This is a genomic window from Amycolatopsis sp. A1MSW2902 (assembly GCF_017312175.1).
GTDB classification, from domain to species: Bacteria; Actinomycetota; Actinomycetes; order Mycobacteriales; family Pseudonocardiaceae; genus Amycolatopsis; species Amycolatopsis nivea.
The window spans coordinates 709476-730334 of the sequence record NZ_QJPO01000003.1; the positions used below are offsets into that span (position 1 = coordinate 709476).

The 20859-nt window shown below is 70.5% G+C and carries 20 protein-coding genes and 1 pseudogene; 9 read left to right on the plus strand and 12 right to left on the minus strand.

Features of this window, described 5'->3' with window-relative positions:
* Window position 1: 1 nt before the first annotated feature.
* The gene (locus DMP23_RS46225; RefSeq protein ID WP_337825045.1) at window positions 2–1096 is read right to left on the minus strand and encodes a mandelate racemase/muconate lactonizing enzyme family protein; all 1095 of its coding nucleotides are present in this window, start codon (window positions 1094–1096) and stop codon (window positions 2–4) included.
* A 58-nt stretch (window positions 1097–1154) separates the two neighbouring features.
* Here DMP23_RS46225 and DMP23_RS46230 point away from each other — a divergent pair, with 58 nt between their 5' ends.
* Complete coding sequence (locus DMP23_RS46230; protein WP_337825046.1) at window positions 1155–1955, plus strand: IclR family transcriptional regulator; 801 nt, start codon at window positions 1155–1157, stop codon at window positions 1953–1955.
* Between the two features lie 47 nt (window positions 1956–2002).
* The gene (locus DMP23_RS46235) at window positions 2003–2440 is read left to right on the plus strand and encodes a hypothetical protein (protein ID WP_337825047.1); all 438 of its coding nucleotides are present in this window, start codon (window positions 2003–2005) and stop codon (window positions 2438–2440) included.
* Window positions 2441–2867: 427 nt separating this feature from the next.
* On the opposite strand, the gene DMP23_RS46240 is transcribed toward DMP23_RS46235, so the two are convergent.
* From DMP23_RS46240 to DMP23_RS46260, 5 genes are read right to left on the minus strand one after another with little or no spacing between them, the layout of a single operon-like run.
* Window positions 2868–3986, minus strand: a complete 1119-nt coding sequence (locus tag DMP23_RS46240) for an acyl-CoA dehydrogenase family protein (RefSeq protein WP_337825048.1) — start codon at window positions 3984–3986, stop codon at window positions 2868–2870.
* Between the two features lies 1 nt (window position 3987).
* Entirely contained in the window at window positions 3988–4794 is an 807-nt protein-coding gene (locus DMP23_RS46245; RefSeq protein ID WP_134662400.1) for an enoyl-CoA hydratase/isomerase family protein, read from the minus strand.
* Window positions 4791–5720 (minus strand): acyl-CoA dehydrogenase family protein, encoded by a 930-nt coding sequence (locus DMP23_RS46250; protein ID WP_337825049.1) that lies wholly within the window; start codon window positions 5718–5720, stop codon window positions 4791–4793. Before DMP23_RS46250 ends, DMP23_RS46245 begins: the two co-directional genes overlap by 4 nt.
* Complete coding sequence (locus tag DMP23_RS46255; protein ID WP_337825050.1) at window positions 5717–6637, minus strand: acyl-CoA dehydrogenase family protein; 921 nt, start codon at window positions 6635–6637, stop codon at window positions 5717–5719. Before DMP23_RS46255 ends, DMP23_RS46250 begins: the two co-directional genes overlap by 4 nt.
* Window positions 6638–6639: 2 nt before the next feature.
* A complete protein-coding gene (locus DMP23_RS46260) occupies window positions 6640–7779 on the minus strand; it encodes an acyl-CoA dehydrogenase family protein (protein WP_337825051.1) in 1140 nt (379 codons plus the stop codon).
* Between the two features lie 255 nt (window positions 7780–8034).
* Here DMP23_RS46260 and DMP23_RS46265 point away from each other — a divergent pair, with 255 nt between their 5' ends.
* From DMP23_RS46265 to DMP23_RS46280, 4 genes are read left to right on the plus strand one after another with little or no spacing between them, the layout of a single operon-like run.
* Window positions 8035–9390 (plus strand): MFS transporter, encoded by a 1356-nt coding sequence (locus tag DMP23_RS46265; RefSeq protein ID WP_337825052.1) that lies wholly within the window; start codon window positions 8035–8037, stop codon window positions 9388–9390.
* Window positions 9381–10739, plus strand: coding sequence for an amidase (locus tag DMP23_RS46270; protein WP_337825053.1), 1359 nt, complete (start codon window positions 9381–9383; stop codon window positions 10737–10739). The genes DMP23_RS46265 and DMP23_RS46270 overlap by 10 nt, the downstream gene beginning before the upstream one ends.
* Window positions 10736–10897, plus strand: coding sequence for a hypothetical protein (locus DMP23_RS46275; protein WP_238607023.1), 162 nt, complete (start codon window positions 10736–10738; stop codon window positions 10895–10897). The genes DMP23_RS46270 and DMP23_RS46275 overlap by 4 nt, the downstream gene beginning before the upstream one ends.
* Before the next feature lie 13 nt (window positions 10898–10910).
* Entirely contained in the window at window positions 10911–12428 is a 1518-nt protein-coding gene (locus tag DMP23_RS46280) for a class I adenylate-forming enzyme family protein (RefSeq protein ID WP_337825054.1), read from the plus strand.
* Between the two features lie 50 nt (window positions 12429–12478).
* Here the strand turns inward: DMP23_RS46280 and DMP23_RS46285 are convergent.
* The 6 genes and pseudogenes from DMP23_RS46285 to DMP23_RS46310 all read right to left on the minus strand — a co-directional run.
* Window positions 12479–12532, minus strand: a pseudogene (locus DMP23_RS46285) (hypothetical protein); the annotation flags it as partial.
* 111 nt (window positions 12533–12643) lie between these two features.
* Window positions 12644–14176, minus strand: a complete 1533-nt coding sequence (locus DMP23_RS46290) for an AMP-binding protein (protein WP_337825055.1) — start codon at window positions 14174–14176, stop codon at window positions 12644–12646.
* Window positions 14177–14187: 11 nt separating this feature from the next.
* The gene (locus tag DMP23_RS46295) at window positions 14188–15060 is read right to left on the minus strand and encodes a cyclase family protein (protein ID WP_337825056.1); all 873 of its coding nucleotides are present in this window, start codon (window positions 15058–15060) and stop codon (window positions 14188–14190) included.
* 31 nt (window positions 15061–15091) lie between these two features.
* Entirely contained in the window at window positions 15092–15820 is a 729-nt protein-coding gene (locus DMP23_RS46300) for an SDR family NAD(P)-dependent oxidoreductase (protein WP_051728977.1), read from the minus strand.
* A 113-nt stretch (window positions 15821–15933) separates the two neighbouring features.
* On the minus strand, window positions 15934–16674 hold the full coding sequence (locus DMP23_RS46305; RefSeq protein ID WP_037813335.1) for a FadR/GntR family transcriptional regulator: 741 nt from the start codon (window positions 16672–16674) through the stop codon (window positions 15934–15936).
* Window positions 16675–16780: 106 nt separating this feature from the next.
* Window positions 16781–17422, minus strand: a complete 642-nt coding sequence (locus DMP23_RS46310) for a TetR family transcriptional regulator (RefSeq protein ID WP_037813337.1) — start codon at window positions 17420–17422, stop codon at window positions 16781–16783.
* 90 nt (window positions 17423–17512) lie between these two features.
* On the opposite strand from DMP23_RS46310, the gene DMP23_RS46315 reads away from it, so the two are divergent.
* Genes DMP23_RS46315 through DMP23_RS46325 form a run of 3 tightly spaced genes read left to right on the plus strand, consistent with a single transcriptional unit; the run spans window position 17513 to window position 20819 of the window.
* Window positions 17513–18880, plus strand: coding sequence for a flavin-containing monooxygenase (locus DMP23_RS46315; protein WP_337825057.1), 1368 nt, complete (start codon window positions 17513–17515; stop codon window positions 18878–18880).
* Complete coding sequence (locus DMP23_RS46320) at window positions 18877–19758, plus strand: alpha/beta hydrolase (RefSeq protein WP_337825058.1); 882 nt, start codon at window positions 18877–18879, stop codon at window positions 19756–19758. Before DMP23_RS46315 ends, DMP23_RS46320 begins: the two co-directional genes overlap by 4 nt.
* Window positions 19755–20819 (plus strand): saccharopine dehydrogenase family protein, encoded by a 1065-nt coding sequence (locus DMP23_RS46325; RefSeq protein ID WP_337825059.1) that lies wholly within the window; start codon window positions 19755–19757, stop codon window positions 20817–20819. The genes DMP23_RS46320 and DMP23_RS46325 overlap by 4 nt, the downstream gene beginning before the upstream one ends.
* Window positions 20820–20859 lie beyond the last annotated feature (40 nt).

Below are 20859 nucleotides of genomic sequence, written 5' to 3' on the forward strand. Positions count from 1 at the left end.
CCTACCTCCCGAACCGGTCTTCGTCGATCGTGACACCCAGCCCGGGCGCGGACGGCACGTGCAGCAGTCCGTCCGCGTTGATGTCCAGCGGGGCGGACAGCAGGAAGTCGCGCCGTTCCGGCGTCCACACCGGCGGGTCGTAAGGGAATTCGAGGTACGGTCCCCCGCCGACGCCCGCGGTCACGTGCAGGTTCGCGGCCAGGCCGAGGCCGTTGGACCAGGTGTGCGGCGTGAAGAGCCGGTTGCGCGCCAGCACGAGCTCGGCGAGGGTGCGGGCGCGCAGCATTCCGGCGGCGAGCGCGACGTCCGGCTGGTAGACGTCGAGGGTGTCGGATTCGACCAGGTCCAGCAGCTCGCTGAAGGTCCGGACCATTTCTCCCCCGGCGACGCGGACCCCGGTGTCCCGCACCGCGCGCAGGCCGGGCCGGTCGTCCAGCGGCAGCGGTTCCTCGAGCCAGAAGACGTCCACTTCGCGCAGCGCCGCGGCGAATCGCCGGACCGCCGCCGGGTCGAGCGAAGGCCGCACGTCGCCGGGCATCCGCCACGCCTGGTTCAGGTCGGCCATCAGCGTCATCTCCGGTCCGACCGCGTCCCGGACCGCCCGCATGGTGCGGATCCCGCCCGCGAAATCGTCCGCGGCCAGCCGGATCTTCGCCGCCGGGAACCCGCGGTCGCGCACCCCAGTCATCATCTCGGCCCGCTCGTCGGCAGGCAGGATCCGGCCGGTCGACGCGTACGCCGGGATCGCGTCCGCCGCGCCGCCGAACAACGTCGCGACCGGAACGCCGAGCACCTTCCCGATGACGTCCCACAGCGCGATCTCCAGCGGCCAGTAGCGCCCGGCGTGGAAGGCGATGGTCTCGAGCGCCCGCACGTGGCGGCTGATCGCCATCGGATCCTGGCCGAGGAACAGCTCCGCGTACGGCTCGAAGCCCGCCATCGTGTCGCCGGAGCCGTAGCCGACCACGCCCTCGTCGGTCACGACCTTGACCACCGTCGCGTCGAAGCGCGTGCGCGGCACCGGATCCCACGCGGCGTCGAACGGCGGATCGAGCGGCAGCGTCCCGGGCAGCAGCTGGATGTCGGCGATCTTCACGCATCGGACGGTAACCGCGGATTGACGCTCGCCCAATCGTTGTTGCACAGTCCTCAACATGGCGAACCAGCGCACCTACGGTTCGGGCCTGGTCCGCGACGTCGACCTGCTCGAAGTCCTCGCACTGCCCGAAGCGCGCGACGGGCTCGGGGTGTCCCGCGTCGCCGAACTGTCCGGGCGGGACAAAGCCCAGGTCTCGCGCGCCCTCGCGACGCTCGCCGACGCAGGCCTCGTGTCGCGCGACGAGCACACCCGCGCGTACCGGCCGGGATGGCGGCTGTTCGCCTTGGCCACGCACGCCACCGAAACGCATCTCGCGCACCTCGCCGCACCCTTTCTGCGCACGATCGTGGCGCGGCTCAACGAAACGACGCATCTGTGCGTCCTGCGCGCCGGGCAGGTGTTCACTCTCCGGAGCGAACTCGCGTCCCACGCTTTTCGCGGACTCGGCTGGGAGGGCGTCGGCGTCGACCCGTTCACGACCTCACCCGGACGGGTGTTATTGAGCGAATGGGACGAGGAAACCCTCGGACACTGGTGGCGGACCTTCGGCGGCGCCGCCACGCACCCGCTCCCCGACCTGCCCGGCACCGCCGAGGAACCGCCGCCGCTCACGCTCGACCAGCTGGCCGGGAAGCTCGCGGGGATCCGGGAACGCGGCTACGAAACCGTGGACGAGGAGTTCGAACCGGGGTTGGTCGGCGTGTCCGCTCCGGTGTACGGCTTCCGGGGCGACATCGTCGCGGCAGTCAACGTGTCCGCCCCGAAATCGCGCCTCGGCGGACGCCTGCCCGCGGCCGGCCGGTTCGCCCGCAGCGTCGCCGACCGGATCTCCGCCGTGCTCGGCGCGCCGGGATGACGGTCATTTATGCTGCGCCAAAGCGTCTCTTCCCGGCAGGTGGTCGCATGTACGAAATCCCGCCCACGGCGGCCATGCAACGCTGGTCGGTCTCGGTCGACGGCGCCCACGCGATCTTCGCCTGCGCGCCGTGGCTCGAAGACCACACCGCCGACCGGGTGCTGCCGCGCCTGTGGCCAGGCCGCGGACTGGGAGTCAGCGACGCCGACGCCGCCGGTTTCGCCGCCGCGATCGCCGAGACGATGAAGGCCCCGAACTACTGGACCGCCAGCCACGCCGCAGCGCGCGCCTGGCAAGACCAGCCGTGGTCCCCCGCCCGCCGCGACCACGACGACGGTTTCGTGTACTTCGCCGGACCTTGCGGGGAGCCGGGGGTTTCGGCGGGGTACCGACCGGCTTATCACCTGCCACTGGCACTGCGGGATCTGCGGGGCTTGCGGATCCGGGTGACGGCTTACCTGCGCGGGGTGCGGGTTCCTGGCTGAGCCGTGCTTCGCCGCTGAGGCGGCGTGGTGTTCTCGGGGTGTTTGATTCATGCATAATCCTCGCCCCCCGGGCTGCGGTCGACGGGCCCAGAGACAGGCCTCGGCCGCCGGCAGTCGGCTGACTCGTGCATAACCCCGGCCCGCCCGTAATCGCCCGCTCCGCGCACAAACCTCGCCCCGACCCACGCATGAACCCAGCCCGGCCCACGTCCGCTCAACCATGCATCGCCATGCCAGGAACTTAAGCCGCGTGCCTCGGTCTCGCTGACCGTCCACAAGAGACTCCACCGTCACCGAAACGCCCGATTCATCCTGTCTGGCCATGTCTTGAGGTCCGTGAGGGGAACCCTGAGGGAATCAGATTCCCTCGGGGTGGCCCTCACGGCTCGCAACCCCGCGCCCAGCCCGCGCCGGGCCGCCGTCTCTCTCACGCGGGCAACCCGAACTCCTGCCTCCCGATCAACCCCCGCATCACCTCGGTCGTCCCGCCGCCGATGGTCTCCAAAACAGACTGCCGCCACAGGAACTCCGTATCCGTCCCCGCGACCGCCGCTTCCACCCCGCCTAGTTCGATTCCTGCGCGGGCGATCTCCTGGGCCAGCACCGTGCCCGCCAGTTTGTGGTACGCCGCCGGGACCGCGGCTGGTTCGCCTCGGATCACCTCGCCCAGCAGGGCCAGTGCGAGTGCGTCGACCTCAGCCAGGCGGACCGACAACTCCCCTACCCGCCGTCGCACTACCGGGTCGTCGGAGACACCGGCTGAGTCCAGTGCGGCCATCAGGTCGTGCAGGTCCCGGCGCAAGCGCTTGGGCGGGAATTGCACATGCCGCTCCACCGCGAGCGCCGAAGCCACGACCTGCCAGCCTTCGTTCTCCGCCCCGACCCGATCGCAGGCCGGGACCCGGACGCCGTCGAAGCGGACCTCGTTCAGGCGTCCGCCGTCGAGGGTCGGGATCGGCGACACGGTGATCCCGGGGCTGTCCAACGGCACGATCAGCACGCTCAGCCCCCGCGACCGGCTGTCCGCCGCACCGGTCCGGCACAGCAGCCAGATGCAGTCCGACCAGTGGGCGTTCGACGTCCAGCATTTCGCGCCGTCAACCACGTAATGGTCACCCGAGCGGCGGGCTTTGGTGCGCACCGCGGCGAGGTCAGAGCCAGCGTCGGGTTCCGAGTAGCCGAGGCAGAAGTTGAGACGGCCGCGTCGCAGGTCGGCGAGGTAGCGTTCGCGTTGCGCGTCGGTGCCGTGCGTCATCAAGGCTTTGGCCACCAAACCCGGCCCCATCGGCGGGCGCGCCACCCGCGCGTAGGCCATCTCGTCCCAGAGGATGAACTCATAGGCAGGCGAACGGCCGCCGCCGCCGAACTCGGTCGGCCAGGACAGCGACAGCCAGCCCCGGTCGCCCAGCGCGCGGTAAACCTGGCGGACGCCGTCGGCGGTGTCCTTGCCGCGGTGGAAGTAGCCGTTGGTGTCGCGGTATTCCCACAGGAATTCGAGGACCTCCGCGCGGAACGCCTCTTCCTCCGGGGTGAAGCCGAAATCCATCTCACTGCTCCCCGTCGGCACCGGTCGTCCATCGCGGCTCGCGGCCTTCGGCGAACGCGCGCGGGCCCTCCTTCGCGTCGGGGTGCGCCCAGTGCATGCGCAGCAGCGACCAGCCGTACTCGCACGCCTGCCCGTACCCCATCTCCAGCGAGTTCCAGACCGCCTGCTTCGACAATTGCACCGCCGCCGGCGAATGCCGCGCGATCTGCTGCGCCATCTTCTCCGCGTCGGCCATCAGATCGTCCGAAGTGGACAGTTCGTCGACGAGCCCGAGCTGGTACGCGCGCTGGGCGGGCATCCGGTAGTCCTTGCCCATCAGCGTCATCCGCAGCGCCGACCCGAGCGGAAGCCGTTTCGCCAGGCCGATGTTCTCCATCGCGCCGACGAGGCCAACGTTCACGTGCGTGTCCATGAACGCCGCGTGATCCGCGGCGAGCACGATGTCCGCGTCGACCACGAAGTGCAGCCCGGCTCCGGCGACCAGCCCGTTCACCGCGCTGATCACCGGTTTCCACACCCGGTTCTGCCGCGGCGACCAGAACACCTCGTCGCTCAGCGGCCCGTTCCCGGTGCTCATCCCGCCGCGCCCGGCGACCGCGTGCACGTCGGCCCCGGTGCAGAAATGCCGTTCGCCCGCCCCGATCACGATCGCCGCGCGGATCCACGGGTCGTCGCGGACCTCGGCCCACATCTCGCGGATCACCGGCATCATCGTCCCGGTCAGCGAGTTGCCCCGGTGCGGGCGGTTGAGCGTGAGACACGCGACGTGGTCGCGCTTTTCGAACAGCACCTCGGGCGCGTCGCTCATCGTTCCTGGCCTTTCCGGCGATACATCGCCGCTACGTTGTCCGCGCACCCCAGCCGCGCGGCCTGGTGCCTGATCCGCTGCGAAAGCGGCCCGATCGGTCCCTCCACGGAGTACCCAATCGCGCCGAACGTCTGGTGCGCGACTTCCGCCGCCTCGACCGCAGCCCGTCCTCCCGATGATCGTGCGGCGGAAGCCAGCGCGGTCCCGTCGGGATGCCCGTCGTCGAGCGCGAGCGCGGCCATAGTGGTGAGCTTTTCCGTCGAGGTAAGCGAAAGTCCCGCATTGACGAGAGGATGCGCGACCGCCTGGAATGTCCCGATTGGACGTCCGAATTGGACTCGGCTCCGGGCGTGCTCGACAGCGAGGTCGAGCAACCGCCGTCCGGCGCCACTCAGATATGCGGCCGAAGCGATGTCCGAAAGAGCCGTCGCCGCCTCGACGCGTTCCACCGGCTCAACCCGGGTCAACGCGACCCGGCCCCATTGCTCTCCGCCGAGCACCTCCACCGGCTCAACGGAATCAGCCTCAGCCAGCCACCCGCGAGAGCCGTCCGTTTCCACGAAAACGTCCGCCACCGGCGCCCACGGCAGCAAGGGCGGCGCGCCGACCGAGGCCACGCAAGTTCCGTCCGCGACCTGGGCAGCCAGCGGAGGCGGAAGCACCTGAGCCGCGAACACTGACGCGGCCAACGGTCCAGGCGCGGCAGCCCGGCCCAGCTCCGTGCAGGCAGCCGCGATGTCGCCCGCTCCCCCGCCTTCGCCCGGCACCGCCAGCGAGAGCACCCCGAGCGAGGCCAGCCCCCGCCAGAACTCCGCCGGGAACGCACCGGAGCGCCACACCTCGTCCGGACAGTGCGTCCGGCAGAAACTCCGGACCACCTCGGCCAGCGCCCGCTGCTCCTCGGTGGGCATCAATGCGACGCTCATACCGCCGCCCAGCGTGCCTCGGCGACGGCCCGGCTCGGCGTCCGCCAGCTGCCCAGTTCCGCGCGCACGGTTTGCAGCCGCAGTGTCCACAGGTGCAGGTCGTGTTCCTCGGTCAGCCCGATCGCGCCCATGATCTGGTGGGTTTCCCTGGTCACGCGGCCGAGCGCGGACATCGTGTGCGTCGCGGCGACCGCGGCGGCTTCGGCGGGCGCACCGGCGAACGCGGCCTCGTAGACGAGCCAGCGCGCGCCCTCCACGGCCACGTTCACCTCGGCCAGCCGGTGCTGCAGCGCCTGGAACGAGCCCAGCGAGCGGCGGAACACCTTGCGGTCCTTGGCGTAGCCGACCGCGATGTCGACGGCCCGCCGCATCATGCCCACCGCCTCGGCGGACGCGCCGACCCGCCACCAGTTCACCATCGTCGCGGCGCTTCCGGGCGCCAATTCCTCCTGGCCCGCAACGACTACGCGAGCGAGCGGATACCCATAAGCCGACGGAACCCGTTCAGCCGCACCGGAATCAAGGTCAGCGGCGAAACAGCGGTCGCCGTCGACGCGAAGCATCCGCGTCGCTTCGCCGCCGTAGCGCACCGGGCCCGGATCGCCTGTCGCGAGCACTACCGGTCCGGCTGGCCGGTCGAGCCCGAGCGCGGGCAGCACCAGCAGGTGCGGCACCGCGCTGACCGCGCCGAGTTCGGCGGCGATCGCCTCCACCGCCAAGGCCGCGTCGAGCGGACCGGCGTCCTCCGCGGCGAACAGGTCGAGGAAACCGTCGCGCCGCAACGCTTCTTCGAGGTTCCCGTCGTACGCGCCGCGAGCGGCCAGCTCCCGGCTGCGTTCCGGTCCGGCGTGCCGGGCCAGCAGGGTGCCCAGCGCGTCGAGCACCGCACGCTGGGTCGAGGTCGGTTCGAAATCCACGGCTAGTCCTTCGGCAGTTCGAGGATGAGACGGCTGATCAGGTTGAGCTGCACCTCGTAGCTGCCCGCCGCGATGCCCGCGCCGAGCGAGTTGCGGAACTGCGCGTCGCCCAATGCTCCCTCGACGAGCGCTTCGCTGCCCAGCACGTCCAGCGCGAGGTCGCCCACCGCGCGTTCGGCCTGCACCATCGCGGCCCGGGCCTGGTACGCCATCGGCGAGGGTTCCTTCGCTTTCGCCCGCTCGTCGATCACCCGGTACACCAGCACGCGCGCCGCCTCGCACGCTGCCCGCGCGCGGCCGAACTGCTCCTGGATCCCCGGGTCGGCGAGTCTCCCGGACGCGCCGACCTCGGCGGCCAGCCGGTCCAGCACCAGCGCCGCCCGCGCGTACCGGGGCGCGCCGACGCGTTCGTAGGCGAGCGTGCGCCGGACGATCTCCCATCCCTTGTTCTCCTCCCCCAGCAGGCAGTCCGCCGGAATCCGGGCGTCGGTCAGGAAGAGCTCGTTGAAGGAATGATCGCCCACGAACCCCGGGATGCGCCGGACCTGCACCCCCGGGGTGTTCAGCGGCAGCAGGAAGACCGAGATGCCGTCGCGGCCGTCGGCGGCCGAGCCGGTGCGCGCGAGCAGGAAGCAGTAGTCGGCGACGTTGGCGTAGGACGTCCAGATCTTCTGTCCGTTGAGGACGTAGCTGTCGCCGTCGCGGACCGCCTTCGTCCGCAGCGCGGCCAGGTCCGTCCCCGCCTCGGGTTCGGAGAAGCCCTGGCACCAGAAGACCTCGCCGCGCGCGATCGGCGGCAGCAGCTTGCGCCGCTGGTCCTCGGTGCCGTACTTGATGATCGCCGGCCCGACCCAGTTGACGTTCATGTACTGCGGCCCGCGCGGCTCCCCGCGCCGCCACATCTCCTCGCCGAGCACGAAATGCTGCCACGCGCCCTGCCCGCCGCCGCCGTACTCGCGCGGCCAGTGCGGCGTGAGCCAGCCCTTGTCGGCGAGCTTGCCGACGAACCCGCGCGAAAAATCGCTGTAGACCGCGCTGCCGAGGCCGGTCTCGGACCGGTCCCATCCGGCCAGCTCGCGGTCGAGGAAGTCCCCCAGCTCGCGCCGGAACGCGACGTCGGCCTGATCCCACGCGAACTCCATCAGCGTCCCTCCGGCCCGCGCCGGCACTCGTCCAGTCGGTGCACGTCGCCGACTCCTCTCATTCGATGAATAAAGGATACTCAATTAGCCTCGCTACGCAAGCATCCGCTTGGCCGCGCACTCTCGATGCTCCGCAAAACTGCCGGTAACAGCACCGGTAACGGAATCGCATCCGGACCGCGCACCTCTTGCACTCCGGCTTCTGATCAGTATCCTCAACTCGGTCGCCCACCGCCCCCATTCCCGGAGGTCCCGATGGTCTCGCCCGAACCCCGGCCGCCCGCCCCCGGCAGCGCCGGGTCCCCCGAACTGCGCAAGGTGACGATGTCCAGCCTGCTGGGCACCGTGATCGAGTACTACGACTTCCTCATCTACAGCTCGATCGCCGCGCTCGTGTTCGGGCCGCTGTTCTTCCCGTCGCTGAACTCCTCGACGTCCACCATCGCCGCGTTCGGCACGCTCGCCGCCGGGTACGTCGCGCGTCCGCTCGGCGGGCTCGTCTTCGGCCACTTCGGCGACCGGCTCGGCCGCAAGTCGATGCTGATGGTGACCATGACGCTGATGGGCGCGGCCAGTTTCCTGATCGGCGTGCTGCCGACCTACAGCACGATCGGCATCGCCGCGCCGCTGCTGCTCGTCTTCCTCCGCGTAGTGCAGGGCATCGCGGTCGGCGGCGAATGGGGCGGGGCCGCGCTGATGGTCGTCGAGCACGCGAGCGCGCGCCGGCGCGGCCTGTGGGCGGGCATCATGCAACTCGGGCCGCCGCTGGGCTCGTTCCTGGCCACGCTCGTGTTCGCGCTGGTCAGCCTGCTGCCGAAGGACGCGCTGTTCTCGTGGGGCTGGCGGCTGCCGTTCCTGATGAGCGCGCTGCTGCTGATCATCGGCCTGTACGTGCGGCTGCGGGTGTCGGAAAGCCCGGTCTTCCGCGAACAGGCGGCCAAGTCGGCCGACCGGAAGCCCGCCGTCCCGGTCCTCCAGGTGCTGCGCCGCCCGCGTGCGCTGATCCTCGCCTGCGCGGCCGGCATCGGGCCGTTCGCGCTCACCGCGCTGGTCAGCTCGCACAGCATCGCCTACGCCAAAACCCTCGGCTACGACGTGTCCGATGTGGCTCGCGCGCTCCTGTTCGTCGCGGGCGTCGGCATCATCTGCATCCCGACCTTCTCCGCGTGGTCGGACCGCGTCGGGCGGCGGGTGGTCAGCCTGATCGGCGCCGTCGGCACGATTCTCTACGCGATTCCCTTGTACGCCTTGGTCAACAGCGGCTCGGTGCTGCTGCTGACGCTCGGGCTGATGGGCGCGCAGGTGCTGCAGAACCTGATGTACGCGCCGCTCGCGCCGATGCTGTCGGAGATGTTCGGCACCGGCGTGCGCTACACCGGGGTTTCGCTGGGATACCAGCTGGCGAGCCTGCTCGGCGCCGGGTTCACGCCGCTGCTCGCGAGCAGCCTGGTCGCCGGGTTCGGCGGGTCGAGCCTGCCGCTGAGCGCCATCGCGGGCGTCGGGGCGGTGATCACCATCGTGGCGATCTGGCGGATCTCGGAGACCCGCGGCAGCGATCTGACCGGCTCGCCCGAGGCCGTCTCCCCCGAACCGGCCGCTCGATGGTCCTGAGCATCAGCGAAGCCGCGGTGGCCCTCCGCACCGGGAGGACCACCGCGGTGGCGTTGGCCGAGTCCGCGTTCGCCGCCGCCGACGAGCACGACGCCGCGCTGGGCGTCTACCTCTCGCGGTTCGACGGACCCGCGCTGGCCGCGGCCGAACGGGCGGACGCCGAGCTGGCGGCCGGTGTCGATCGCGGGCCGCTGCACGGGATTCCCTTGGCGGTCAAGGATCTCCTCGCCACCGACGAGGGCGGGACCACCGCGCAGAGCCAGGTCCTCGATCGCGTTTGGGATTTCCGCGGCGACGGTCCGGCGGTCGCCCGGCTGCGCGCGGCGGGTGCCGTGCTCACCGGGAAGACGACCACGATGGAGTTCGGAATCGGCGCGCCGGACCGGACGAAACCGTTCCCGCTGCCGCGCAACCCGTGGCGTCCCACGCATTACACCGGCGGCTCCAGCTCCGGCAGCGCGAGCGCGGTCGCCGCGGGTCTGGTCCTCGGCAGCCTCGGCACCGACACCGCGGGCAGCATCCGGTATCCCGCCGCGTTGTGCGGGGTCACCGGGCTGAAACCGACGTACGGCCGGGTGCCGAAGAACGGCTGCGTCCCGCTCGCGCCCGGTTTCGACCACGTCGGCCCGCTCGCCCGCAGCGCCGAGGACTGCGCGCTCCTGCTGACCGTGCTCGCCGGACCCGATCCCGGCGATCCGTCCTCTGTGGACCACCCGGTTGAGGACTACCGCAGCGGGTTGACCGAGTCCCTGTCCGGGTTGCGGATCGGGGTGATGCCGCATGCCGAGGACCGGGTTTTCGAGCAGGCAGTGGCTGTTCTGCGCGAGGCGGGCGCGCGCACGAGACCGGTCGAGCTGCCTTACTACCAGCAACTGAAAACAGTGACCAAGTTCGGTCTCGCGGCGGAGGCTTTCGCTTGGCACCGAACGAATCTCCAGCGCCGGTGGCCGGATTACGGCGCTGCCACCCGGATGGCGCTCGCGAGAGGCGCGCTGGTTTCCGCCGGTGATTACGTGCGGTTGCAGCGCGTCCGGCGGGCCGGGCAGCGGCAGCTCGCCCGGCTGTTCGCCGAGGTCGATCTCGTGGTGACGCCGACCGCCACCTGCGGCGCGCCCGAGATCGAACGGCTCAGCACGTCCGGGATGGCCGACACCGCGCTCACGTCCTACTGGAACGCGGCGGGCAATCCCGCGCTGTCCGTCCCGATGGGGTTCACCGGCGACGGGCTGCCGCTCGGCCTGCAGATCGCCGGGCGGCCGTTCGCCGAGGCCACGGTGCTCGCCGCCGGCCACGCGTACCAGCAACGGACGAGCTGGCACCTCCGGACGCCGTGGGAGAAGGTCCGATGACCGTCGTCGAGGCCCTGCTCGCCGCGGCCGGACTCGCCCCGGCACCGGAGGAGATCGCGCGGCTGGAGGCCGACTACCCGGGGTGGGCGGCGGAGTTGCGCGCACTGGACGAGGCACGATACGAGGAGCCCGCCCCGGTCTTCCGGGCGGAGCCGTGAAGGAGGAACGACCGTGGGCAACGACCTGACGCTGCCGAACTGGCTGCGGACGATCGGCGAACAACCGCACGGCGCGCACCGGCGAGCGCTGGCCGACGAGCACGGCGAGCTGACCTTCGCCGAACTGGTCGCCGCCATGGACGCGACCGCGACCGCGCTGCTCGAGTCCGGGGCCGTGCCGGGCGACCGGATCGTCACCGCGATGGAACCATCGGTCCCGCACACCATCGCGATCCTCGGCGCGCTGGCGGCCGGGATGGTGGCCGCGCCGCTGAACATCCGGTTGACCGCGCCGGAAGCTCGCGCGTACCTGAGCGCGCTCGAACCCGCGATGTTGCTGGCCGACCCCACGTACGCGCCGCTCGCCCGGGAGACCGGCTACCGGGTCATCGAGTTCCCCGCGGCGAACCAGCCCGCGCCGATCGCCGAACGCCTGGCCCCGCTGTATCGCCCCGGCGGCGACCTCACCGCACCGGACGAGGACGAGTTCGCGATCATCTTCGGCACTGGCGGCACCACCGGCAGTCCGAAGGGCGCGGTGCACACCCATCGCAGCCTGTGGTTGTGGCTGAACACCTGCGCACACGGCAATCCGCGGGTCCCGTCGGATGTCGAGTTGTTCTTCTCGCCGTTCTTCCACATCACGCTCGGCACGAACCTGCTGACGCCGCTGTTCGCCGGCGGCGAGGTCTGGATCCACCGGCGGTTCGACCCCGCGGCCGCGCTCGCCGCGATCGACCAGGGCGCGAGCAGGCTCATGGGCGCGCCGACGATGTTCGCCGCCCTGCGCGCCCGCCCCGAGTACGCGACGACGCGGCGCGAGAACGTCACCGCGATCCGGTTCGGCTCCGCGCCGTCCACCGGCGATTTCGTGCAGGACCTGCTGCGCGACTTCCCGAACGCCCGCATCCGCGCCGGTTTCGGCGCGACCGAATTCGGGTCGGTGATGGGATTCGACCACGACGACCTGCTGGCAGGCCGGTTCGCCGGGGTCGGCAGGCCGCTGCCGGGCGCAACGGTGCGCATCCTCGACACCGACGGTCGCGAGGCCGCCCCGGGGGTCGTCGGCGACCTGGTCGTGTCGTGTCCCTGGCAGACCCACGGCTACTACGGCCTCGATGCCGAGACAGCCCTGACATACCAGGCGGACGGTGTCCACATCGGAGACCTCGCATCGCGGAGCGAGGACGGCTGGGTGACGATCGCGGGCCGCCGCAAGGAAATGATCATCAGCGGCGGGGAGAACGTCTATCCGCGCGAGGTGGAGGAGGTCGTGCTCCGGCATCCGGACGTCGCCGACGCGATCGTGTACGGGATGCCGGACGAGCACTGGGGAGAACGGGTGGAAGCGAGCGTCGTCGCGGTGGCGGGACGGACGGTGGAACCGGCCGCGCTGCGGGAGTATTGCCGCGCGGAACTGGCGGGCTACAAGATCCCGAAGACGGTCCGGTTGATCGCCGCGGTGCCGCTGACCGCGAACAACAAACCGGACCGCCGCCAGGCTCGTGCCGACGCTCTCGGACAGCGCTGAGCTACTCCGCCGACCAAGTCCACATCGGGCACCTCAGCCCCGTCGCGAAGCCGCATGAACGCGACCGGCACCTCACCCCACCTCGGATCCGCCTTCGCGACCACCGCCGCCTCAGCGACCGCCTCGTGGTCCAGCAGCGCGTTCTCGACCTCAATGGACGCGACGTTCTCCCCCGTCCGGATGCCGCACCCGCAAGGCTCCCGGACAGCGCTGACTTACTCCGCCAGCTTGCGCAACTCCGCCTTGCGGATCTTCCCAGTCGACGTCTTCGGCAACTCCGCGAACCGGATATCCCTCGGCACCTTGAAACCCGCCAACCGCTCCCGCAACCAGCCAATCAAGTCCACATCGGACACCTCAGCCCCCTCACGCAACCGCACGAACGCGACCGGCACCTCGCCCCATTTCGGATCCGCCTTCGCGACCACCGCCGCCTCAGCGACCGCCTCATGGTCCAGCAGCGCGTTCTCGACCTCGATCGACGCGATGTTCTCCCCGCCGCTGATGATCACGTCCTTGAGCCGGTCCCGGACCTCGACATACCCGTCCGGATGCCGCACCGCCACGTCCCCGGTATGCAGCCAGCCGCCGGCGAACGCCGCTTCGGTCGCCTCCGGATTGTCGAGGTACTCCGCCATGACTGTGTTCGAGCGGATCACCAACTCGCCCAGGGTCTCCCCGTCCGCGGGAACGTCGTCGAACTCCGGAGTCACCACGCGCGCCGACTCGACATTGAGCGTCCGAACCCCTTGCCGTGCCATCATTTTCGCCCGCTCCGCCGGTGCGAGGTCCTGCCATTCCGGCCGCGGGACGCACATCAGCGAAGGCCCGTACGTCTCGGTCATCCCGTACAGATGCGTCACCTCGATCCCGATGCCCGCCAGCGCCGCGATCGCGGCAGGCGACGGCGGTGCTCCCCCGACCGCGAACTGCACCCGTTGCGCGAACCGCGCGCCGCCGCTCGCCTGCACCAGCATGTCGAGCACGACCGGAGCACCGCTGAGATGCGTCACCCCTTCCTGCTCGATGAGCCCGAACGCCCGCACCGCGTCCACCTTCCGCAGCGTGACGTGCCGCGCGCCCGCCGCAGTGACCGCCCAGGTGAAGCACCAGCCGTTGCAGTGGAACATCGGCAGCGTCCACAGATAGCGCGAACTTGCTTGCAGGCCAGTGGAAACGACCTGGCCGAGCGCGTTGAGGTACGCGCCGCGATGCGTGTAGACCACGCCTTTCGGGCCAGCCGTGGTGCCGGAGGTGAAGTTGATCGCCAGCGGCTGCCGCTCGTCGCCGGGCAAGCGCAAGGGCACCGGATCCGCGGTCCGCAGCCAATCCTCGTAACCGTCGCCGATCACCAGGACTTCCCGCAGCTCCGGCGTTCGCTCGGGAACCTGGGCGACCAGCGACTGGTCGACGATGAGCACCTTCGCGCCGGAAAGCCGCAGCAGCTGCGCGTATTCGTCCTTGGAGAGACGCGTATTCAGGGCGACCAAAGCACATCCGGCTCCAGGAACGCCGTAATGCGCCTCCAGCAGCGGCACGCCGTTGGGCGCCAGCACCGCGACCCGGTCGCCTTCGCCGAGCCCCAGTTCGCGGAGACGTCCGGCCAGCCGCTCCGCCCGGTCCGCGAGCCGCGCCCACGACAGCCGTTCCCCGGCGTCGGTGACCACGCCGATCCCGTCGCCGTCGAGGTCGGCGGTGCGCCGCAGGAAACTCAGCGGGCTGAGCGGCACGTCGTTCGCGAATTCCATCCCGGTTCCCTTCACACGACAGCGATCGGGCGCAGCGGCGAACCGGTCCCGCCCCGCAGCGTCAGCGGCAGCGCGACGAAGAGGAACGTGACGACGCCGTCCGCCGCCAGGTCCTCGCAGTTCACCCACTCCATGATGTGCACTCCGTGCCGCTGCAGCAAAAGCACGTGTACCGGCAGCGGATTCCCCGGCACCGTCGACGGCCGGACCTCAAACGACATGGTGTCCGCGCCGACGTACCGCACGCCCTTCGACACCAGCCACTCCACCCCGTCCACGCCCACGCCGCTGCCGCCGCTGCGCTCGGCGATCCGTGCGGTGTCCGGCCAGAACTTCATCTGCCCGGTCCGCACGAGCACGATGTCCGACCCGGTGATCGTGACGCCGCCCGCTTCGGCCGCCTGCCGGAGATGGTCCTCGCCGACGGCGAAATGCGGTGGCAGGACGTCGAGTCCGAGCACCTTCGGGATGTCCAGCAGCACGCCGCGGCCGATGATCGGCCCGAATTCGGACGCGTCGCCGCGCAGCGCGCCGTAGTCGCCGAGCGCGCTGTTCGCCGAGGTGCCGCCGTGCCATTCGTCCTCGCTGCCGCACGTGACGTGGCACAGCGCGTCGATGTGTGTTCCGGTGTGGAGACTGCCGGAGACCAGTTCGGACACGTAGCCGAATTCGACGTCGTTCGTGCCGGGCGAGTCGAACGGGAACCGGCCTTCAGCGCGCTGGCCCTGCGGGGAGTTGTACGTGACGACTTCCAGCTGCGGGTTGCCCGCGAACGTCGGCATGTGCCGCCACCAGCCGGTCGACAGGTCGTACACGGAGCCGGTCGCGGGCAGGCCGAGGCTGCGCACGAGGTCGGCGTCGGGCGGGGTGCTGCGGGAGCTCATGAACACTTCCTCGGGTTCGGTGGGAACAGGGTCAAACGGTGACGGACAGCCCGGCGTCCACCGGGACGACCGCGCCGGTGATCCCCGCGGCCAGCGGGGAAGCCAGGAACAGCACCGCCGCGGCGACCTCGGCGGGCTGCACGGCCCGTCCGCGCGGCGTGCGGCCCACCATGCGCCTGCCCGTCTCCGAGGGCAAGAACTCCTTCATCCGCGGCGTTTCCACCAGGCCGGGCGCGATCGCGTTCACCCGCACGCCGAACGGCGCTTCGGCGGCGAGGTACCGGGTGTAGCCGAGCACGCCCGCTTTCGCCGCGGAATACCAGCTCACGCCGCCGCCGATCACCGTGCCCGCGATGGACGCGACGTTCACGACGGCTTCCGCCCGCTCCCGCACCCGGTCCAGCCACGATGTCGTGACCAGCTCGACGAGCCCGAGCACGCCGACCACCCCGTCCGCGAACGGCCTCGGCCGCTGGCTCGACGGACCGGCGTTGTTCACCAGCATGCCCGGCGTGCGCCAGGCCAGCGTGCGGTCGAGCGCTGCCTGCACCGAGGCTGGGTCGGCGGCGTCGGCTTCGACGGGCAGCACTTCTCCGCCGGATTCCTCGGCGAGACGGGACACCGCCGCCGGGTCGAGATCCCACGCGGCCACGGCCACCCCCAGCTCGGCTGCCCCGAGCGCGACCGCGCGGCCGATCCCGCTGCCCGCGCCGGTGACCAGGACACAGCTTCCGGTTTCAAAACCCATCGTGGTCAGCATCAATACAGTATACTCTTTTACCGCACCTGATACCAGAACTTGCGTTATCAATGAGTCCGGCGTCGCTCGGTACCGCGCCGACAAGCTGAAAAGAGTGTACTCTGCGCGACAGGTCAGGCTTCGGGGCGCAGCAACGCGGCGATGGCCTGCAGGTGCCTGCGCATCCGGTGCTGGCCCAGCGGCGCGTCCCCGGCGACGAGGGCCGCCACGATCGCTTCGTGCGCCTCGTGCGATTCGCGGGCGGCGTCGCGGTGTTCGCCGCCGGAGGATTCCGCGTCCCATTCCCGCTGCACGATGTCCTGGTCGAGTTGCGCGAGGACTTCCACGAACAATGTGATCGCCGGATTTCCGGCGAGTTCGGCGATAACGCGGTGCAGATTGCGCGCGTGTCCCCGGGTGAATCCCTGTTCGATGAGTTCGCGTTCGGATTCGAGCGCTTCTTTCAGCCGCACGATTCCCGATTCCGTGAGGTTTTCCGCGGCCAGCGCGATGCCCGCGACCTCGAGCGCGGTCCGCGCCTCCATCAGCTGCTGCCTGCTCACCTCGGCGTGGCGCAGGTACACCCGCGCCGCGTTGCGCACGACGCCCGGATCCGGTTCCGTCACCACGAGTCCGCCGCCGGGACCGCGCCGCATCGCCGCCATCTGCTGGTGCTCGACCAGCCGCACCGCCTCGCGGAAGACGGCCCGGCTGACCCCGTACCGCTCGATCAGCTCCGTTTCCGAGCCCAGCACCGATCCGACGCGCCAGCCGCCGTCGATGATGTCTTTTTCGATCTGCTCGGACACCTTTTCCGCCAGCCGCCGATTGCCGCCTTTTTCCCCGGCCGGCGTGGCGTTCTGCTTGCTGGTCATCGGTCGACCCCTGTCGGTGCGCGGGCGGCGGATCGGTAATCACGTGGGCCGCGCCAGTCTATACCACTCCGGATTTCCGGCGGGGACACCGCATTTCCGGTATCGCTCAGCGGAGATACGGCTTCAGCATCGCCCCGGTCAGCCTGCGCGCGGTCGCCGCCGCGTGCGCGGAATCGCCTTCGACGAGGCCGAGCAGCGGGTCCAGCCCCTCGACGTGCGGGGCCAGCGCCAGATGCGGCAAGACCAGCAGCAGCAACGACAACACGATCTCGACGTCGGTGTCCGCCCGGAGCTGCCCCGCCGCCACCGCCCGCTCGACCAGCGGCCGCAGCACCGCCAGATAGTGGCGGTTGACCGCCTCGCGCACCGGCGTGCGGGCGACCGGATCGGGCTCGAGGTTGGCCGCCGCGGTCATCGCGCGCTCGAGCGGATGGTCGTAGAAATACCGCACCCACGCCTCGAGCAGCCGGTCGAGCGCGCCGGCGAAATCCTTGTCCCACGGGAGCTTCTCGATCTCGGCCTCCATGGCCGCGCGGATCCGCACGCTCGCCAGCTCGGCGAGGTGGACGTACATGTCGGCCTTGTCGGTGAAGTACTGGAACAGGCTGCCCTTCGACACCCCGGCCTCGCGGCAGATCGTGTTGAGGCTGCCGCCGCTGAACCCGCGCGCCGCGAACTCCGCCTCGGCCGCCGCCAGCACCGCCGCCCGCCGCTTCTCCGGCAGCCGCTCCCACGTTCCCGTCGGCACCGCCGACCTCCTCTTCTTGACTCTCCCCGTGCTGCGATCGTACTCTATGACCGCTGGTCATATGACCACTGGTCACAAGGAGGAGAACGCATGTCCGCGAACAGCTTCCGGGTCTGCGTCGTCGGCGCGGGCTCGTCCGGGATCGCCGCGGTCAAGGTGCTCGCCGAACGCGGCATCGACGTGGACTGCTACGAACTGTCCGACCGGGTCGGCGGCAACTGGGTGTGGGGCAACCGCAACGGGGTCTCCGCCGCCTACCGGTCCCTGCACATCAACACCTCGCGGCAGCGGATGGAGTACAGCGACTTCCCGATGCCCCGGCACCTGCCCGACTTCGCCCGGCACGACCAGATCGCCGGCTACTTCGCGGCGTATGTGGCGCATTTCGGCTTCGGCGACCGCATCCGGTTCGGCACCGGGGTGACCCACGTCGAGCCTCGGCCGGACGGCAGCTTCGCGGTCACACTGTCCACAGGAGACACCGAGCGGTACGACGCCGTGCTCGTCGCCAACGGCCACCATTGGGATCCGCGCCTGCCGGAGCCGATGTTTCCCGGCGCCGAAGGATTCCGCGGCGAGATCATGCATTCGCATTCCTACACCGAGGAAGCGCAACTGGCCGGACGGCGCGTCGTGGTGGTCGGCATGGGCAATTCCGCGATGGACATCGCCGTCGACGCCTCGTACCACGCCGCGGAAACGCACCTGTCCGCGCGGCGCGGGGTGCACGTGATCCCGAAATACGTGTGGGGCAGGCCGTACGACCAGATCGCCGGGAAGGAATGGCTGCCCTCGGCACTGCGCTGGCCGCTCGCGCGCCGGTTGATGGCCGCCGCGACCGGGCCGATGACGCGGTACGGCCTGCCGGAGCCGGACCACAAGTTCGCGCAGGCGCATCCGACGATGTCCAGCCGCGTCCTCGACCGGCTCGCCCACGGGGCGATCACGCCGGTGCCGAACATCGAACGATTCGACGGCGGCGACGTCGTGTTCGCCGACGGGCGCCGGGTCGCCGCCGACCTGGTGGTGTTCTGCACCGGGTACAAGATCAGTTTCCCGTTCTTCGACCGGGATTTCCTTGATCCCTCCGGCGACAACGAGATCCGGTTGTACCGGCGGGTTTTCCACCCTGGCGTGCCCGGATTGTATTTCGTCGGGCTGGTGCAGCCGCTCGGCGCGATCATGCCGATCGCGGAACGGCAGGCACTGCTGATCGCCGACCACCTGCAAGGCCGCTACCGCCTGCCCGGCGCGGCCGAGATGGCGCGCGAAATCGACACGCACCGGCGACGGATCGCGCGGCGTTACGTCGCGTCCAAACGGCACACCATCCAGGTTGACTACGACGACTACATGCGCGACCTTCGGCTCGAACGCCGGCGCGGGGCACGCCGTCCGGCCGGCCGCACCCCCGTTGACCGGCCGGTCGCCAGCGCTCGAGAGGAGATCCCAGCGTGAACGTGTCCTTCCCGGTCGGCAGCGACCAGTGCGCAGCCACGCTTTACCTGCCAGCAAACGAAAACCCGCCGATCATCGTGATGGCGCACGGTCTCGGCGCAGTCCGCGAAATGGGTCTCGCCGCCTACGCCGAACGCTTCACCGCCGCCGGATACGCGTGTCTGGTGTTCGACTACCGGCATTTCGGCGACAGCGAAGGCACTCCGCGCCACCTGCTGTCCCTGCGGAAGCAACTCGCCGACTGGACCGCCGCGATCGCCTACGCGCGCACGCTCCCCCAGGTCGACGGCGACCGGGTCATCGCCTGGGGCACCTCGTTCGGCGGCGGTCACGTGCTCAGCACCGCCGCGAACCGCCCGGCCGGGCTCGTCGCCGCGATCGCGCAATGCCCGTTCACCGACGGCATCGCGTCCGCGCTCGCCATGCATCCGGCCAGTTCGGTCAAGGCGACCGTCGTCGCGGCCCGGGACGCGGCCGGGCACTGGCTCGGACGGCCGCCGCGGCTGATCGCCACCGCCGGTCCGGAACGAGGCACCGCGCTGATGACTGCGCCGGACGCCGAGCCGGGGTATCTTGCGCTGGTGCCGCCGGGCAGCGATTTCCGCAACGAGGTCGCGGCGCGGGCGGTGTTCGACATCCTGCGGTACCGGCCGGGCCGCGGCGTCGGCCGGATCGAGGTGCCCACGTTGTTCGCGGTGTGCGAGAAGGATTCCGTCGCCCCGTCCGGGCCGACGCTGCGGTACGCCGCCCGTGCGCCGCGCGGTGAGGTACGGACTTATCCGGACGGGCATTTCGCCGTCTACCAAGGCGATCCGTTCGAGCGGGTGGTCGCGGACCAGGTCGATTTCCTCCGTCGGCACGTCCCGGTGACGGCATGACCGGGCGGATCGTGGTGTTCGGGGCGACCGGCTACACCGGCGGCCTGGTCCTGGAGTCACTGGTACGGCGCGGAGTGCGGCCCGTCCTGGCCGGACGGAATCGTGCTGCGTTGGATGCACTGGCCGCGGACCACGGCGACTTGGAGATCGCGGTCGCGGACGTCAGCGACCCGGCGAGCCTCCGCTCGCTGGCCGGGCCCGGCGACGTGCTGATCGCGACCGTCGGCCCGTTCGACCGGATCGGACACGCGGCCGCGCAAGCCGCCGCCGATGCCGGAGCGCACTACCTGGACTCGACCGGCGAGGTCGGTTTCGTCCGTGATGTGCGTGCCCGACACCATGAGCGAGCAGTCGAAACCGGTGCGGCGATGGTCCCGGCCTTCGGTTACGACTACGTCCCCGGCATCCTCGCCGGCGCCCTTGCCGCGCAAGAGGCGGGCGATGACGTGCGTTCGCTGGAGATCGGCTACTTCGCGACCGGGCCGCTTTATCGAGGCTTGAGCCAAGGCACCCGGACGACCATGCGGGACGGGATGACCCTGCCCTCGCTGCGCTGGCGGGGCCGCCGACTGGTCGAGGAACGCACCGGCAGCCGGGTGCGCGCGTTCCCGGTCCGCGGCCGGTCCAAGTCGGCTTTCCTGGTTTCCGGGACCGAAGTGCTGTTCCTGCCGGGGAATTTCCCGTCGCTCGACGAGGTGACTGTCTACAATGGATGGTTCCCCGCGTTGAGCCGGGCGATGCCCGTGGTGTCCGCACTGGCCTCGGTGGCCGGTCCGCTGCTGCGGGCGATGAGCGGGCCGATGGTGGGCCCGCCCGGAGGACCGGACGCGACCGCACGCGCGAAAACCGGCGCGGAAGTGGTCGCAGTCGCCGATTCCCAGGTCGAGGTGCGGCTTGAAGGACCGAATGCGTACACGCTCACCGGGGATCTGCTGGCCTGGGCGGCGATCCGGTTGAGCACCGACGGCCCGGCGACGCCCGGTGTGGTGGGCCCGGTGGACGCGTTCGGGCTGGAACCGCTCCGGGACGGATGCGCGGAACTGGGGCTGGTGCGGCAATAGCCGTGAAGGGCTCCTTGACGGAATCGGATTCCCTCAAGGA